At 47.9% G+C, this 16875-nt stretch carries 16 protein-coding genes; 9 read left to right on the forward strand and 7 right to left on the reverse strand.

What is annotated here, in order from left to right; all coding sequences use genetic code 11:
* Nucleotides 1-3: 3 nt before the first annotated feature.
* Complete coding sequence (locus QUA42_RS15035; protein ID WP_333137976.1) at nucleotides 4-522, reverse strand: anti-sigma regulatory factor; 519 nt, start codon at nucleotides 520-522, stop codon at nucleotides 4-6.
* A gap of 417 nt (nucleotides 523-939) precedes the next feature.
* Between QUA42_RS15035 and QUA42_RS15040 the strand changes: the two genes are divergently transcribed.
* Nucleotides 940-2076: a SpoIIE family protein phosphatase gene (locus QUA42_RS15040; RefSeq protein ID WP_333060566.1), complete on the forward strand. Its 1137-nt coding sequence runs from the start codon at nucleotides 940-942 to the stop codon at nucleotides 2074-2076.
* A 56-nt stretch (nucleotides 2077-2132) separates the two neighbouring features.
* On the opposite strand, the gene QUA42_RS15045 is transcribed toward QUA42_RS15040, so the two are convergent.
* The 4 genes from QUA42_RS15045 to QUA42_RS15060 all read right to left on the reverse strand — a co-directional run bounded on the left by QUA42_RS15045 (nucleotide 2133) and on the right by QUA42_RS15060 (nucleotide 4330).
* The gene (locus tag QUA42_RS15045; RefSeq protein ID WP_041623653.1) at nucleotides 2133-2459 is read right to left on the reverse strand and encodes an STAS domain-containing protein; all 327 of its coding nucleotides are present in this window, start codon (nucleotides 2457-2459) and stop codon (nucleotides 2133-2135) included.
* Nucleotides 2460-2698: 239 nt separating this feature from the next.
* Nucleotides 2699-3403: a hypothetical protein gene (locus QUA42_RS15050; protein ID WP_333137977.1), complete on the reverse strand. Its 705-nt coding sequence runs from the start codon at nucleotides 3401-3403 to the stop codon at nucleotides 2699-2701.
* 44 nt (nucleotides 3404-3447) lie between these two features.
* Nucleotides 3448-3999 carry a DNA starvation/stationary phase protection protein Dps gene (dps, locus tag QUA42_RS15055; RefSeq protein WP_333137978.1) on the reverse strand — a complete coding sequence of 184 codons (552 nt, stop codon included), beginning with the start codon at nucleotides 3997-3999 and terminating at the stop codon, nucleotides 3448-3450.
* A 70-nt stretch (nucleotides 4000-4069) separates the two neighbouring features.
* A complete protein-coding gene (locus QUA42_RS15060; protein ID WP_333076422.1) occupies nucleotides 4070-4330 on the reverse strand; it encodes a sulfiredoxin in 261 nt (86 codons plus the stop codon).
* A 270-nt stretch (nucleotides 4331-4600) separates the two neighbouring features.
* Between QUA42_RS15060 and QUA42_RS15065 the strand changes: the two genes are divergently transcribed.
* The 3 genes from QUA42_RS15065 to QUA42_RS15075 all read left to right on the forward strand — a co-directional run bounded on the left by QUA42_RS15065 (nucleotide 4601) and on the right by QUA42_RS15075 (nucleotide 6695).
* The gene (locus QUA42_RS15065) at nucleotides 4601-4855 is read left to right on the forward strand and encodes a hypothetical protein (protein ID WP_190656149.1); all 255 of its coding nucleotides are present in this window, start codon (nucleotides 4601-4603) and stop codon (nucleotides 4853-4855) included.
* Nucleotides 4856-4937: 82 nt separating this feature from the next.
* A complete protein-coding gene (locus QUA42_RS15070; protein ID WP_333137979.1) occupies nucleotides 4938-6002 on the forward strand; it encodes an Hpt domain-containing protein in 1065 nt (354 codons plus the stop codon).
* A 228-nt stretch (nucleotides 6003-6230) separates the two neighbouring features.
* A complete protein-coding gene (locus tag QUA42_RS15075) occupies nucleotides 6231-6695 on the forward strand; it encodes a Fur family transcriptional regulator (protein ID WP_333137980.1) in 465 nt (154 codons plus the stop codon).
* A 69-nt stretch (nucleotides 6696-6764) separates the two neighbouring features.
* Here the strand turns inward: QUA42_RS15075 and QUA42_RS15080 are convergent, their stop codons facing one another.
* Nucleotides 6765-6914 (reverse strand): hypothetical protein, encoded by a 150-nt coding sequence (locus tag QUA42_RS15080; RefSeq protein WP_333137981.1) that lies wholly within the window; start codon nucleotides 6912-6914, stop codon nucleotides 6765-6767.
* 528 nt (nucleotides 6915-7442) lie between these two features.
* Between QUA42_RS15080 and QUA42_RS15085 the strand changes: the two genes are divergently transcribed.
* The 5 genes from QUA42_RS15085 to QUA42_RS15105 all read left to right on the forward strand — a co-directional run bounded on the left by QUA42_RS15085 (nucleotide 7443) and on the right by QUA42_RS15105 (nucleotide 15751).
* Nucleotides 7443-9665, forward strand: a complete 2223-nt coding sequence (locus tag QUA42_RS15085; protein WP_333137982.1) for a hypothetical protein — start codon at nucleotides 7443-7445, stop codon at nucleotides 9663-9665.
* A 47-nt stretch (nucleotides 9666-9712) separates the two neighbouring features.
* Nucleotides 9713-11641 (forward strand): DUF3685 domain-containing protein, encoded by a 1929-nt coding sequence (locus QUA42_RS15090; protein ID WP_333137983.1) that lies wholly within the window; start codon nucleotides 9713-9715, stop codon nucleotides 11639-11641.
* Nucleotides 11642-11853: 212 nt separating this feature from the next.
* Entirely contained in the window at nucleotides 11854-12339 is a 486-nt protein-coding gene (locus QUA42_RS15095; protein ID WP_333137984.1) for a CRR6 family NdhI maturation factor, read from the forward strand.
* 305 nt (nucleotides 12340-12644) lie between these two features.
* Nucleotides 12645-14177, forward strand: coding sequence for an NAD(P)/FAD-dependent oxidoreductase (locus QUA42_RS15100; RefSeq protein WP_333137985.1), 1533 nt, complete (start codon nucleotides 12645-12647; stop codon nucleotides 14175-14177).
* A gap of 359 nt (nucleotides 14178-14536) precedes the next feature.
* Nucleotides 14537-15751 (forward strand): FAD-dependent oxidoreductase, encoded by a 1215-nt coding sequence (locus QUA42_RS15105; RefSeq protein ID WP_333137986.1) that lies wholly within the window; start codon nucleotides 14537-14539, stop codon nucleotides 15749-15751.
* 146 nt (nucleotides 15752-15897) lie between these two features.
* Here the strand turns inward: QUA42_RS15105 and QUA42_RS15110 are convergent, their stop codons facing one another.
* Complete coding sequence (locus QUA42_RS15110; RefSeq protein WP_333137987.1) at nucleotides 15898-16770, reverse strand: pentapeptide repeat-containing protein; 873 nt, start codon at nucleotides 16768-16770, stop codon at nucleotides 15898-15900.
* Between the last annotated feature and the right edge of the window lie 105 nt (nucleotides 16771-16875).

The following is a 16875-nucleotide window of genomic DNA, read 5'->3' on the forward strand; positions in this document are numbered from 1 at the left end:
CCATTAATCAAAAATTTCCTCTACCACTTCCAAAATATCATCTTCATTATTCGGCATTGAGACAGCAGTATAATTTTTGACGATCGACAAACAGTTCCGTCCATCAGCCGTTCTCTCGTAACTAATACTGTCTGCGATGTCTTTAATCAATTTTAGGCCTCGCCCGCCCGGAGAGTGAATATCGACTTTTTCCGAAATATCTTTGATTTTTTTCTCTAAATCAAACGGATCGCCCGAGTCCCAAATTTTAATCTCTAAAGATTCAGCGAACACAGCCACCTGAATGTCAACAGGCAAATCCGCTGGTTTGCCCTTGTGGGCGTGACGCACCGCATTCGTAAAGCCCTCAGCCAAAGCTAACTGACACCGTATCCACACACTTGTAGGAATTCGCGAGTCGTACAATTGTGCAAACCACGACAAAACCCAGCTTAATCCATTCAGACCTGTATTGACTTGAAGATCCGCTTTTTTTAGCATCGGCAACTTTTCGGAACCCTTTAATTCAATCACGCTCACCACAGAAGTTCTTCATCGGCCGGTGGGCAAAATACAACCAGAAAAAATACGATGAGACAAAATACAACGGCGGCAAAATTGAATGGTAGTTTGACGATACTAGCTTTGGTGGGCCGTCGAGCGATGTCTAATCCACTAATCGGTTAGTCACTATACCATAAATAGGACTTTCCTGTCAACCAGCGCCTGTGGCAAATAAAAGTCTATAAAAATTTATATTCTGAGTATAAACTGAGTGAAGTTCGATCGCGCCAAATTTCCATCAAATTTTAACGTAAATTGAACTCAACGACCCGCCCTCAAAAGCAATTACCTCGAAAGCGATGTCAATCAACTATACTCAATCTCAGACAAGGGCGCTGACAGGATATATTTTAAATGACCCCCAGACCTTGAAAAACTTGTAGTACCTAAGTGCCCATGTTTCAAATTCTGGTTATTGACGATGATACGGCTGTTCAAGAACTGCTGAGAAGAACCCTGAAAAAACAGGGTTACGAAGTAACAGTAGCAAGCAATGGCGAAGACGGTGTAGCCCAGGCGCAAAAATTGCGTCCGGCCCTGATAATTTGCGATTGGATCATGCCGCGCTTGACCGGCATCGATGTCTGCCGTCGAGTTAAGGCAGATCCGGATCTGTCAACTACACAATTCTTTTTGTTGACTTCTTTGGGTTCGATCGCCGATCGAGTCAAAGGGCTCGACGCTGGTGCCGACGATTTTATCTCCAAGCCGATCGAACTCAACGAATTACAGGCGAGAGTACGCGCCGGATTGCGGCTGCACCAACTCAGCCGAGATTTGAAAATTGCCAAGCAAAGTCTGGAAGCAGAGTTAGCCGAGGCCGCCGAGTACGTGCAATCGCTGCTGCCAGATCCGATGACGGAACCTTTCAGCATTGAGGCGAAATTCATTCCCTCCCGGCAGTTGGGGGGAGATTGCTTCGACTACAACTGGCTAGATGCTGATTATTTGGCGATTTACTTACTCGACGTAGCCGGTCACGGTTTGCGGGCGGCGCTGCCTTCGGTGGCCGTGCTGAATTTGCTGCGATCGCGCACGCTCCCCAACATAGACTACTACAAACCCAGCGACGTTTTGCGCGCCCTCAACACCACCTTCCAGATGAGCTACCAAAATGACAAGTATTTCACCATCTGGTATGGGGTTTACAACCGTATTTCTCGCCAGCTAGTTTATGCTAGCGCCGGCCATCCACCGGCCGTGTTGATTTCCCAGTCGCCTGCGAGCACGGCTAAAATCCAGCGATTAAAAACCCCCGGAATGCCGGTCGGGATGTTCCCCGACGCCCCCTATGTCGATAATTGCTGCGATGTCGAGGATTTGAGCACTCTCTACATCTTTAGCGACGGGGTATACGAGATCCACCAACCTGACGGCAATATCTGGGGGCTTGACCCTTTCATCGACCTGTTAGCAGCTTACAACGGTGCAAGTGCCGACCAGTTAGAGCTGGTTTTGAACTACATTCAAAAGTTGAACGCTAAAGCAGTTTTTGATGATGATTGGTCTTTACTCAAGGTAAACTTTGGCTAGCTGACTTCTTGCACTGCATCTGTGACCAAATAGCAAGAAGGCAGCAGCCCAAAGATTTAGTTAGTTGAGAGAATTTTGCTATTAAAAGCATCGCGGGTCTGAAATATCTCGAAAACTCGATCCATGCTGGTGAGTTCAAATAAGATGCGGATTTGCTCGTTGATAGAACAGACAACTAATTGACTCCCAGCGGCCCGGACTGTTTTGAGCGCCAAAACTAAAGCGCCTAAACCAGAACTATCCATAAATGTCACATCAGTGAAGTCTATCAATACCACATCGGCTCCCGCTTCCACTAGGTCGCTAATCTCTTGGCGGAATTGACTTGCCTTGGTGCCGTCTAAAATGCCAGAGGGCTGAATAATTTTAACTACAGGACTCATATTTTGCGGTGGGAATGTCAGAATTTCTAGCCAGACTAGGCTAGTATAGCTGCGAGATGGACTCCGAGCCAAATAACAGAGGGGGAAAGCGCCAGAGTCTGAGAGCGAGAGAATAGTTTTGAGTGCAAAAGAGGGTGATCTTCGCGGATCGTAACGCCGATCGCAGTCGCAGCGCTTCGCCGGGAGTGAATTTTGAGATAGGGAGAATCTTTGTTCTGCCGAATGCCTTCTGGTATTAATCAAACTGGGCTAACTTTGGCGCGGTAGAGCAGTTTGTCGCCTTGTCTGTAGCCTGTGTAGCGGACTTTGACGGGTTCTCCGGGCTCGGCTGTTCCTTCCATGAGCTGGTGCTGTTGGGGGTTGTAGGGAATTTGGGCTCCGACTGGGGCGATCGACTCCACTCCCCAATGCTCTAATAACTGCTCGACTGGCCGCAGCAAGGGCAGTAGTTTCTGAGCCCGCAAGTTGTGATTTTCCTGAGCTTTGCTAGCAGCAGTCGGCCACTGCAACATCCAAGATTCTAAAATTTGCACGCTAGATAGCTGGAATTCCTGCATCAAAGATTCTCGCTGCTGTTCGATCAAAGCTTGCAGGCGCTGATATTCTTGTTCTACGGCTGTCGGTGGTGCCTTTTCTAACTCTACATAGTCTGGCGTCAAGGTTGCCAGTAGTTCGGGTAAGGAAATTTGCAAAGCTTGACTAATTTTGAGCAAGATGTCGGCTCGGGTTTTCAAAGCTAAGCCGCGACGCAGGCGGATGACCTGAATTTCGGGAACTCCTGCTTTTTGGCTGAGTTCTCGATCGCTCGAAAGCCCGGCCTGTTCAATCAGGCGTTGCAGTTGAAGAGCATAATCGGGAATATTAGCTGCCACGAAAAAGTCATCCAAATTGATAAATGGACATATTCTCGATCGTAAACTGTTACGAGCCTTAAGGAAATACATCTTTGGGGCGGGCTCCCGTGTCCACCCCACAAATGTTTTTGTGGCTATCTGACGCCTACTTTTTCCGGGGTTGTGGCTGTTGCAGTTGTCGCAGAACCTTGCAAATGCGCTTCTAGGAACCACAAACGCTTGTCAATTGTCCGCGAAATTTCGGTGTAGAGATCCGCTGTATCGGCGTCGCCGAGTTCCGCTGCTTTGTCGATGGCGACTCGCAGGTGTTTGGCGTAGGGCGCGTAGCGATCGGCTAAAGCCGTCACATATTCTTTGCCGTCTAAAATGTCGAAAGGAAATTCTGGCAAAATCGAATCGGCGGCGGCTGTGCGGGCTGTTCCTACAGCCAAACCGCCCAAAGCTGTGACCCGTTCGGCAACCAAATCGATGTATTCTTCGAGTTCTGTTGCCATTTCGTCAAACAGCAAGTGCAACTGGTAGAAATCCATGCCTTTAACGTTCCAGTGAGCTTGCTTGACTTGAGTTTTTAAGTCCAGAGTCGTGGCTAGCGTGGCGTTGAGCAGCCCGACTACTTGAGAGCGGGTGGCGGCTGACATATCGATGCGGGTCGGGTAAAGATGTTGTTTGTGGTTGTTGGTAGTCATAGGTTTTTAGCTTGTTATTAGTGATTGTCGATCGAATATCTTTGCCTGTGGTGAATTTCTATTGAGAGGCTCAGGCTAAGTGCATCTGCAACACGGCACGGGGAGCTCGGCGTACATTACAGCGGATAGTTTCTAAACCGAGACGCTGGCAAGCTTCGTAGCGGTGGCAGCCGGAAAATCCGTAATACTGACCATCTACTTCTAGCACATCGATGGGTTCGTTTAAGCCTACCTCGCGGATGGATTCCATGAGGGCGGCTACTTTGGTTTGGTCGTTAACTCGCGGCAGGGGGCGGCGAATTTGGTTGAGGGGAATTTCTTCTATCCTCATGGCGGCTCTCTTTTTTGCTTGTAGTTAAATCATACTCGTTATGACTTCGTTTTAGCAACAAACCTGAGGACTTACGCAAAAACCTGGTTTCTGCTCGGAATATGCGGGTTAGAAAATCCTAACTACTGCTCTGTGGCCCGGAAATCCCATACAAATAGCTATGAATTGGTAACACACAGCAAAGACAGGATTTTTCATGCCTTTCGATAGATCGATCGACCTCAACCTTCTAGGTACAGTGGGAGAAAATATAAATTGTGGCTTGAAATTATGGCATCCTCCCAACCCCTCAAAGGCATTGAATTGATCGACTGCGCCAAAGCTAACGCCCAACAAGGAATCGCCACAGCCGCGAAGCTTTGCGGCTACGGAGGCGACCTCAACACCTTCGAGCGGGAACTGAAAAAGGCTTGCCAAGACATCGGCGTCGAAGTCAAGGAGTTAAGCGACTTGATTACGGCTCAGCAGATGATGAAACAAGGAATGGGTATTGAAGTCGCTCCAGATACTCCCTCAGAACTCTAGGCTCAATCTCCACCGCACCAGTTTTAGATCTAAGATTGCCCTGACACCAGTATTTTGAGTCTGCTAGCTGAGGCAGGCTAGAATGTTTTGCATGGGAGCTTCCGACTTTAGCCATGAGTCGCGTTTTTTCCCGCGAAGAGGGTGCTTTCTGGAGGGTGCTGAGATTGTTAGGAGGACTGTCGTGTCAGATCAGCAAGACCGAATTATGCGTTTGTTTATAGAGGAGGCTAAGGAGCACCTCGATACTCTAGAAAATGGTTTAGTGGATTTAAAGTCCACGATGAAAGACCCCGAAAGCGTCCAAGAGATGTTTCGAGCCGCCCATTCCGTGAAAGGGGGGGCGGCTATGCTCGGCTTAGATAGTATTAAAACAACCGCTCACCGCTTGGAAGATTGTTTTAAGGTGCTCAAGGACGGGCCCGTCAAGCAGGTTGACCAAACGGCAGAATCCCTATTTTTAAAGGGAGTTGATACACTTAAGGACTTGCTGGGGCGACTGGAGGGGCCTTTCGGCTTGAGGAATGAGGAGGGAGAAAAACTCGTGCAGCAGGTGATGCCTGTTTTTGCTCAACTCGAAACTCACCTCAATAAATTGGCGTCGGGTAAAGTGCAGGCTGCTGGGTCTGGTACGCCCGCTCCAACAGCGGGCGGGGTACCGGCCAATTTTGCTGTTGAAGTGATGACTTTACTCAAAGAAATGTTGCAGGTGTTCAAGCAGAAAGAATCGGCTGCTAGTCGCTCTGAGTTGACGGCTGTGTGCGTTCGCCTCTATAAGTTGGGAGGTAAAATTGAGACTTGGCAAAATTTAGTAAAAACAGCTAGAGCAGCGATCGTTAATCCCAAAAACTCTTATAAAGTCTTAGCTCCCCTGATTATCAAAGAACTCAAGGAAGCTGGCGATTTAGTACAAGTGGGGAAAGTCAAGACGATCGTTCCGAGTAAAAATTTGCTACTTTTGGCAGCAAGCCCAAAACCAGCAGAGGCAAGCGCCCCAGCCGCCCCAGCCGCCCCCGCCGCAGCGTCGAAGCAAGTAGCACTTCCCGCCGAACCGAAGGCGGTAGTCAAGCTTTTGCTCAAAACTTTCAACAAAAAGCAACTCTCGGAAATCGCCAAGTTACTGGTTAACGCCATCAAATCCTCGAACTAGGAGGTGTTGCAGTAGAAGATAGAGTCAAAGCAATATTGGTGAGGCAGATAATTTTCTGGTGGGTGCTGGCAGCCTGGGTTGAACAGCAACTCGAAAAAATTCACTCATTCGAGATTTTTGCCCTCTACCTTCTACTGTTGGGCAACCCTGCGTTAGAATTAGTGGATATGTAGGCGTGCAATGTTGTACCAGAATTAAAAATCGAGCAGGCTTTATAAGGCGGTAGCTGTGAAACCAATTCGTTCATTAGAAGATGCTTTAAACCGCTGTCAGGCGATGGGAATGCGCTTGAGCCGCCAGCGTCGATTTATTCTAGAACTTTTGTGGGAGGCAAAAGAACACCTCTCGGCTCGCGAAATTTACGATCGCCTCAACAAACAAGCGCATTCGATCGGGCATACTTCTGTGTATCAAAATCTAGAAGCTTTGTCGAGAGAAGGGATTATTGAGTGCATAGAACGCTCGGAAGGACGCTTGTACGGCAACGTCAGCGACTCTCACTCTCACGTCAATTGTCTTGATACGTCTCAGATTCTAGACGTTCATGTGGAACTGCCGATCGACTTGATCGAGCAAATCCAACAGCAAACGGGTGTCAGAATTGTAGACTACCGGATAGATTTCTACGGATATCGCTCGGCCGAGTCCGCTACGCAAGCATCGAGTGTCAGCGATACGCCAAAGGCTTCGTAAACGATAAAGCCGCCGCTGTTGGAAGCAAAACAGAGCTTTGTGAGCGGCCGGTCGGTCGTATAAAATGATTTAAGTATTTAGCTGCGCTCGATCGGTTGTTTTGCGTCGCCCGCCGGAATTCGGCACAGTATAAAAAACAGTATAAAAAAAGGAAAACAGAAAAATGAAACTCGATCGGCAAGTTTGGCGATCGGGAATAAAATTTACGACTAAACCCAAAAAATCAATCCTACCCCCTACAAATAAAAGTGTAGACCAAATCCGGCTTTATACCCCCTTTATTTTTTAATCGGCTTGGAGCGGAGCAAAGTTTGTGTAGTTGCGGTTTCAACCGCTGAGTCCGATAGTGGAATTTCTGACCCGGATTTAATATGAGAGCTTAGTTGAATCCCTCCCACAATTCACGTGCAGAGTCAATTCTAAAATCTAAAATCTAAAATCTAAAAATCTAAAATTTATGGACTGAGGGGGCTTTCTACTGTTTTTTCTGCTAAACGGCCCCGGGATCTGTCAATAACTGTTTGATAACTGGTATGATTTACGTGCTTCGAGAGCCTAAAATACTCGGAAGCAACCAGTGGGGCCAGACACGAACCTCACTATAAAACGCCGTAGAGGGAAAGATTGCCAGTACCTTGAAGGAAGTTCTCGATCTCCTTAACAGGAGTCAGAAGCCCACATCACAATCTATAGATTTGATGTGGGAGTGTCACGTGAAGAGTGCGCATTACAGGACAGGCTGAAGTAATGGCGAGACGACAATCTGACCAATTCCACACACCACCGCAATACAACCCATCCCCTAAACCGACGGCACAGTTCAGTGCAGAGGCGACAGGCGATGCGAGTTCCTTCGTAACGGCCCAGCCGACCGAGGGAAAAAGAACTTTTTGGCAGTGGCAGCTTATCTGGCTGAGTCTCCTGGTGGGATTTGGAGTAACCGGTGCCGCTGCATTTCTCTGGTTGCTGACGATGCCGCCACCGCCCAATTGCCAGCAACTGTCGCCGTTGGCGGCCGACGGAGAGCGACTTTACTGCGCTCAACAAGCTGCTAAGTCGGGCAAGCTAGAACAGCTAGAATCGGCAATGGCACTGGTTCAGGCTTGGCCGAAAGAACATCCGCTATACTCGCAGGGTCAGCATTTGATAGGGGAATGGTCGAAAGCCATTCTGGGATTTGCCAGGGCAAAAATTGAGAGGGGCGATTTGAAAGGCGCCCTAGAGATTGTGGCGAAAATTCCGAAAACCAGTCCGTCTTACCCCGAGGTAGAAGAGGCTGTTACGGCTTGGGAAAAAAATTGGCAGGAGGGCCAAAAACTCTACGATACAGCCCTAGCAGCTTTGAAAAGTGAGGATTTAAGGAAGGCTTGGGATTATGCTCAAGCTTTGTTCAAGCTGGAAAATATTTTCTGGAGTCAGAAGCGTTACAACGAGCTGATCCAGCAGATTTCTTTGGAAAGAAACGGCTGGCAGCGCTTGCAAGAGGCTAGAGATTTGGCGAAGGACGAGACTCCGCAAAAGTTCGCTGAGGCGATAGTCCTGGCTCGCAAAATAGACTCGCAGCTTTTTGCCCGCGCTAAAGCTGAAAAGGAAATTGAGGGATGGAGTCGGACTTTGCTGGCAATGGCTACTAAGCGGTTGGGGGCGAAAGACCTGCCGGGGGCGATCGAGGCTGCTTCAGTTGTGCCACAGGATTCGCTACTATTTGCGGAAGCTCAAGATTTGATGCAGTTGGGTAGGGCTCAGGCAGTGACGTGGAACCAGTCGATATCAACTCCGCTGCCACAACACATTTTTAGCTTGCTTGAAGGGCAGGGGGCTGCTAGCCAAATAGCTCCGGGTCGCCCTCTGTACAAGCAAGCTCAAGTTCAAATTGAAAATTTGCAGGTGCAGTTTCAAGATTTGCTGCGACTGCAAGTGGCGAGTACGATCGCTAGTTTCGGTCAGATAGGGACGTTTGGACTCGCGATCGAGCAAGCGCAAACCATTGGACTTAAGCAACCGCGGCGGATTCACGCTCAAACTTTGGTGGCTGCTTGGCGCCGGGACATTCAGCGGATCGAAGACCAATCTTTTCTGACTCTGGCGAAGCAGTTGGCAGAAGCGCAAACGGTTGAAGGACTAAAGGGCGGTATGGCTCAGTTAGTCCTGGTTGCTCAAAACCGTCCCCGCAGGATAGAAGCGCAAACTCTCTTGGCTCAGTGGACGAAACGCATAGAAGTTATTCAAGATCAGCCTTTTTTGGATGAAGCGATCGCCCTGGCGAAGCAAGGAAAACTTAGTGCTGCTATTGAAAAAGCTTCGCAAATTAAGAGCGGTAGGACTTTGTACGCGAAAGCTCAGGATAATGTCTATCAGTGGGTGAGCGAACTGCAAGTTGCTCAAGATAGGCCGATTCTCGATCGAGCTTCGGCATTGGCATCTCAAGGTAGTCTAGGAGCGGCGATCGATACCGCTTCCCAAATCGGTTACGGTAGGGCGCTGTATTCAGAGGCGGCAGGTGCGATCGGGCGCTGGAGTGCTGAACTTAGAGCCAACAGTGCGCCGCCGCCGGAACCCGCTCGCGAGTACGCGCCAGCTCCTCAACAGGAGGAGTACGCGCCAGCTCCTCGACAGGAGGAGTACGCGCCAGCTCCTCAACAGGAGGAGTACGCGCCAGCTCCTCGACAGGAGGAGTACGCGCCAGAACCAGAGCCTTACTATCCGCCTGCGAGAGAAGAGGCCCCGGCTCCCGAGCCTTACAATCCGCCTGCTCCGGAGCCGGAACCTTACTATCCGCCCGCGAGGGAGCCAGAACCTTACAATCCGCCTGCTCCGGAGCCGGAACCTTACTATCCACCCGCGAGAGAAGAGGCCCCGGCTCCGGCTCCGGAACCTGCTGCTCCTCCTCCGGCTCCGGCTCCAGAACCCGCGCCGCCCTCGATTCCGGAATCGGCTGGGCCTCCTGATGCTAATTTGATCCCCGAGTAATTGGGTTTTCGCGCGATCGAGCTTTAAAATCTCCAATCTAAAATCAAGTGAGTAATTTCCAACTGCTGACGATCGATGGCGACCCCATTTTCCGGCTGGGGCTGCGAGTCGCTTGCGAGCAGTATCCAGACTTGCAAGTTGTCGCAGAGGTTTCAATGGGAAACGAGGCTTTGCGGGTTCTAGAAGCTCGCTCCCTCGGCTCTGAAACAGCCAAGAAGCCTGGAGATTTGGTAATTTTGGCTGTTGAGACCCTAAATTTGCGATCGGGTCAAACAGAGACGCTGGCATTTTGTCGCGAACTCAAAAGTTTGTACCCCAACCTGCCCCTGTTGCTGCTAGGCGGGCCGCTGACACCGGAGCTGTTGCCGGAGGTACAGGCTACGGGCGCGAATGGCTATTGTCCTAAAGGTAGAGATATTTCCTTGACAATGGAAGCTATTCGCGCGGTGGCATCTGGTCGCACTTATTGGGCGACGGATACGGCAGCTAACTCCGGAATAGAAATAAATCCAGCGGGGGTTCAAACAGTAGAAAACTCCGCAGCAATTGCAGATAAAAATGCAGGTAATTCAACAGTTGATACGCCAGTACACAAAAAAATGCTGGCTTATTTTTGTCTTTCTGGACTACGGGAAATAGATGCAACTTTGGCGGCTGTCCAAGCTGATTTGCAAGAGATCAGAGCTGCAGAGCCGACAGATTTGCCCTCTATTTTAGATGGGGTTGTACTCAGCGGGCGCCGCAGAGAATTGCTGGCAGCTCGCTGGATTGTAAGTCAGTTATTATTTGAAGGAAAAGGCGAGAAGGAAGAAGGAAGAAAGCAGAAGGAAGAAAACAGAGGGGAGAAAGAAGAAATTAGAGGCGAGAATTTGTTAAATAATTCTCAATCGCAATTAGCGAATTCCCAAGTTTCGGCTGAATCTTTGGTGGTTGCAACTAATTGGCAAGGTAGCTTGTTTGACTCTGTGGCAGCTAAATTGCAGTTTGATTTGGTGAATTTGACTGGCTTGCCTTTAGAAATCGACATTTTGCGATCGCCCAAAAAGCTTGAATTGATGAGTTCCATCCTGCGGAAGTTAAAGGATTTGCTGGAGGAATTACGCTTTTCGCAAGTGCAGCAAACTCAATTGTCGCAAAAAATGCCTGCTATTTTACGGGATTTGTGGCAGGCGACAATCATAGATTTTTTTGGCAGATACTATACACTGCAAACCGAAGAAAATCTGGTTTTTGATGGCACTCAAACCAGCTTGAAACTGGGAGAAAGTCAAGGGGAAATCGCTGCTTATCTCTTGGCAGGCAGCGGGGTAGAAGTTGTGCCGATGCTGCTGGCAGATGCTGATGTAGTTGCAGCAGAAATCCTTGATAAAATACCGATGACAATTGATTTTTTTGCACATTTGCTATTTGAAATTCCTCTAACAGTTGACAATATTTCTTGTGTTGCTGGCAGCCCGGAAGCCATGCAGCGAGCTGAAGCTTTGTTAGAAAATTTGGCAATTCAAGTTGCTAGCGGAGTGGTACAGCCTCTACTAAATAATTTGGCAAATATTGAAGAAATCAAGCAAATTTTTTACGATGGTAAGTTGATTTCGACGCGAGAAATTGAGAAATTTCGGAATGATTTGTCGTGGAGATATAGCTGGGATAGATATTTTGTGGAACCGAAAGCTATTTTTGAAAGCAGGTTTTGGCTGTTTGTTTTGGGTGATTCTGGAATTAAGAAAATTTCTATTTATTCTCCGAGAAATCAGGAGTTAGCACAGCTTTCTGGGTGGCAGTTAGCGTTGACTTTGCTGCTGGAAACCAGGGATGCGATCGCACCTAGAGTTCGCGCAGTTATTTCGCTGTTGGGTGCTGGCGTTGTTTACGTTTTGACTCAGGTTATAGGGCGGGGAATTGGTTTGATAGGGCGGGGAATTATCCAGGGGATTGGTAATTCTTTGCAAGATAGCAAGTTTGGGAAAAATGGCTGATGGCTGGGCAACGAGTAGTAGAAAAGATTGCATAAATCTTTGATGCAAGAGGGAAAGCGTAGATTAACGGGGATTAACGCAGAGGCTTTTCAAAATATTTTGCGAAGTTCTGCAAGAGTTCTGGTGTAGGGGATTTAAGAGATTTGATATAATTGGTGATTGGTGATTAGTGGTATTATAGATAAAACTTAATTCTATAAGGTTGAAATTTTATGAGTATTATGATAGCGGTAGATGCCGAGCGCATAAACAGTTTAGATTTGTCTCCGGTGCGGACTGTGATTGAAAAGTGGCTGGCCGAAGGAGCGATCGCCCAAAACGAACAACAGCTACAATTTGAAATTGAGTATCCGCGCGAAGAGTTAGATCCGCGAGAAATTTCGGAAATTCCCGAAGTGCGGCTGTGGTTTATTCGCTTGGATGCTTGTTACCCTTGGCTGCCATTTTTGCTCGATTGGAAAGCGGGAGAATTGGCGCGCTATGCCGCGATGTTGGTGCCGCACCAGTTTCACCGAACCCAAGGTATTCAGTACAATCCTGAAGCTTTGGAAATGTTTTTGATGAACAAAATTTTTGTGTTGACTGATTGGTTGAATCAGCAGGGAATCCCCAGTAAATCGAAGTTGATGGCGATGTCGCAGATGTTTGGTTATGATTTGGAGGATGCTTTTTTTGATGTGATTGTGCCGCACAAATAAGCGATCGCGCCTCTAATTAAAATCGTCCTAATTAGGTAGGCTACTCTATGCCTTAATAGTTACCAACACAGCTATAAACCCCGTTTCTTCCCTTGTGTGGCGGGCTTTCCAGTCCGCCTCAGCAGCTATAAGTTCTATCCACAACAGGTTAATTAAGCTTAACAGCAACCGTACTCAGACTTTAAGACAATCCTTAAACCAGCGCGCCTCAAAAAATTGTTGCTGGACTTCAGAATTTTCTCAGAATTGATAGTTAGTTTAAATAGACAACGATCGCCCCATTCAATCGATCGAGGAAATTTACCATGAAAACAGATTACCTCATCGTCGGCAGTGGTTTATCAGCACTGGTTTTCGGAGCTTTGATGGCAAACTCCGGCAAAACCGTACACATCCTCGAAGCTCACGAGCATCCCGGAGGCTTTGGTCACACCTTTACGATGGCCAAAAAATACACCTTTAATGCCCAATTCCACTACGTTTGGGACTGCGGCGAAGGACATACCGTCAATCGAGTTCTCAAAAAACTCGGCCTCGATCGAGATGTCACCTTTGAACGGTACGATCCGAATGGCTACGACCACATGAGAATGCCGGGGTATGCGCTGGATATTCCCTCGGAACCAGAGGAACTGATCCGCAGATTGTCCGCGCTGTTTCCCGAAGCGGGCGAGAGAATTCGCCAATTCGTCAACGAAGTCGAGAAAACCGGCGAGGGACTCAGAAAACTCGCTCCTCCCGTCAAACCAATTGAATTGCTCAAAAACTTCGGTGACGTATTCTGTGCCGTCCAACACCTCAACAGTACACTTCAGGACGTTTTCGACAAATTCCAACTCCCGCAAGCCGCCCAAACCCTATTAGCCCTGCAATGGCCGGATTTTTTGCTGCCTCCAAATCAGCTTTCTTTCTATGCTTGGATTGCCTTGTTTAGAGGCTATCAAGAAGGCGCATTTTACCCGACGCAGCATTTTGAAGATGTCATCAATTCTTTAGTTAATGTCATTGAATCCAACGGGGGGAAAGTTCGACTAAACCATGAAGTCACGAATTTTAGGGTCACAAACAGAACAGTAACCGGAGTTGAAGCGATGGATTTGACCACCCATCAAACCCATGAATTCACGGGCGACACGGTGATTTGCAACCTTGACCCGAAAAGAGCGGCCAAGATGATTGGAGAGGAACTGTTCTCTAAAAAAGTGCGGCGGAAACTCAACTATGAGTATTCTGCATCTAACTACATGGTGTACTGCGTTGTCAAAGATATCGATCTCCGAGAGTATGGATTTGGCAAGTGGAATACGTTTCATTCGGAACACTTGGATCTAAATGAAGCTTTTGCTCAAATGTACGATCGCAATGATTTTTCTCGTCCGAGCTTTGCAATTACAACGCCAACTTTACTGACGGAAGCGCCGGGGGATTGTCCAGAAGATTGTCAAATTGTCGAATTTCTGACTGTTGCTAATTACAGCTATTTTAAACAACTTTGGGATAGCGATCGCAAAGCTTACAGACAGAAGAAGCAAGAGATTCTGGACTCGATTTTAGATGTTGTTGAAAAACACTATGTTCCGAATTTCCGCAAACACATGGTCTTTCATATTACCGGAAGTCCGACGACTAACGAGCGCTTCTGTTGGTGTCCTAACGGTAATTCCTACGGTTCCAGCCTGACGCCGCGCAACATGGGAGTCGATCGACTAAATCATGAAACATCCCTCAACAATTTCTATTTCTGCAACGCCTCCTCGGGCTATCCAGGCTTTGCGCCGACATTTTGGACGGGGGCGCTGCTTTACCAACGTTTATCCGGCGATGCGATTTTAGGCTAAGGAAAATTGGCAATTGGTTATTTTCCTGTTTCTCTCGTTCCTTGGCAAAGCCAAGGAATGAATTTCACTCTTGCTCTGCCTCATCTTAAAAATCTCTCATTTCTGCTCTTATTATCTCGTTCCTTGGCTCTGCCAAGGAATGAATTTCTGGACGCTCTGCCTCCTCTTAAAAATGACGAGGCACAGCAACAGTGAAATGCGTTTCCAGGTTCTACCTGCAAACTAAAATTTATTCCTTCTTCCTTCTTCCTTCTTCCTTCTTCCTTCTTCCTTCTTCCTTCTTCCTTCTTCCTGACATCCGTTACATCCGTCGAGCGAATCCGTTGCCGAACTTCCTTCTATCAATCTAGGAGTGAACTATGAGAATTGCAATTGTTGGGGGCGGAGCCAGTGGTATGGCAGCAGCCTACTGGCTCGATAAACAGGGTCATCACGTCACTGTGTTGGAAAAGCAGCCGATTTTAGGCGGACATATTCGGACGCTGAACAAAAATGTTGTACCCAATCAATCGGAGTGCAGTGAAATATTAGAAAATGGGGTGCTGGAATTTCCTACTGTATTTTACAATTTCGTGGCTTTTATGCAGGAGCTAGACGTGGAATTAGAACCCGTGCAGATTGGTTCCGCGCTGTTTCTTCAAGATGGCACTCACTTTTTGTCTGCGGTATCTATCCGAAAGAATTTTACCGGGATTCAACGCCTGAGCGAGTATTTGCGACTTGAGAGTCTCTACGCTCGGTCGGCGGGATTTATTTTAAAAATGCGGTTTGCTAAACAGCATGATTTCTACGATGTGCCGCTTTCTGAGTCTTTGAAAAGCTCGTGCGTCCGCAATTATTGGCTGAAGTTGCTGACGATGTACAGCTACTCGATACCCTTTGAATTGCTCGACAATTTTCCGGCAGAATTAGCGATGCCTGTTTTGCGCGAATATGCCTCAGTCAACTGGGTGAGGATTAAAGGCGGTGTGTATTCTTACATTGAAAAGATTTTGGAGCGATTTAAGGGCGATATACTGCTAAATGTGGAGATTGCCAATATTTTTAGAAGTGCGGATGCTGTAAAAATCGTGCTTTCTGATGGGGAAATCCAGGAATTTGATAAGGTGGTTTTTGCGATGCCACCAGATCAAGTTATGAGGCTATTGTCTGATCCGACGGAGGCGGAAACGAAGCGATTTTCGGCGTGGAAAGCCAATTATGCAACCACTGTACTGCATTCGGATACATCAATGTACGATCGCTACGGTATCCGCAAGTTATCAGAATTTGATTTTTTCGAGACGGACAAGGGATGGGGATATAATGCGAGCTTGAATCAGCTTTGCGACATCTCATCCCCACGAGAGTACAGTTTAGCTTTTCAACTCGAAAAGTCGATCGCCCAAAACCACATTATTCACATTCAGAAACATCACACGCCGCTGTACACTGTCGAGTCTTTTCGATATCGAGATGAAGTTATCGAGACTAATGGCGAAAACAACACTTATCATGCGGGAGCTTATTTGGGGGATGGTTTGCACGAAGGAGCCATTACCTCTGCTTTGCGAGTCGCAAAATTAATCGGGTGAACTCAATTGTGATGCTACAAACTCTCGCAAATATCAGTAAATTTCTTGTCGGTGCAGCACTCTCACAAAAGTAATGATGTCTGCATCAAAAGTTAAACCAATGCGAGAGTCGCCCACTCGGATGCGAGATTAATTTTTAGCGTTGCCTAAGCTGCGACACCACGTGCTGCAGTTAAGTAAACATCATTGCTCAAAGATGGGGGCATTGTTGAGCCGGCTAACTGAGTACCCTCAAAGTTGGTTCCCGTGAATGTTGCCCCGCTCAAGTCGGCTTCGCTCAAGTCTGCATAGCACAGCCTAGCCCAATCGAGGTTTGCCTGCACCAAAGAAACTCCCACCAGATTTGCCCGGGTTAAATCTGCTCCCATCAACTTGACGCCCCGCAACTGAGCCCCGCTGAGATTGGCAGCTAATAAGTTCGAGCCTTCCAGGTTTACCCCGTTTAGTTTGGCTTCGCTCAGGTTGACACCATTGAGATCCGTCCTGCTCATGTCGATGCCATTGATGTAAGCTTTCCTAAGATAGATGCCTGTTAGTTGAGCGCCAAAAAGCTTTGCACCGCTGAGTTTTGCCCCTCCGCAGTTTGCCCAGTTGAGGTTGGCTCCCGTGAGGTTGGCGCCCCGCAGGTTTATGAATTGCAGGTCGGCTGTACACAAATTGGCGTTCCAGAGGATGGCGCTCCGCAGGTTGCTACCGATGAGTTGGGCGCCACTCAACTTTGCCCTGGGCAGTTTTGCTTTGACGAGGAAAGCTCCGCTGAGATTGGCTTTTGTAAGCTCTGCGTCGGCTAGCCTGGCTTGACCCATTTTGGCAAAACTCAGATTTGCCCTGTAAAGGTTTGCGCCGTTGAGTTCTGCTTTGGTCAGATGGGCCCGACTCAGGTTAGCTCCAGACAGGTTAGCCCTCGAAAGGTTTACGCCAACCAACATAGCTCCGCTGAGGTTTGCTCCGCTGAGGTTTGCGTCAGCAAAGTCTCTGTTTCCATTTTCGTACTCTTTGAGCAGCTCGGTTACTTCCATACGGGTCACATTCCTAATAGCGGAAATTTATCTAGAAATAAACACTCTTTATAAGTATTTTATCTCAAAAGGAGCGGACGCGATCGCACTTTCAAGAAAGCTGAA

Origin of the sequence: Microcoleus sp. Pol11C2 (assembly GCF_036701505.1) — a bacterium.
Taxonomy (GTDB): domain Bacteria; phylum Cyanobacteriota; class Cyanobacteriia; order Cyanobacteriales; family Microcoleaceae; genus Microcoleus.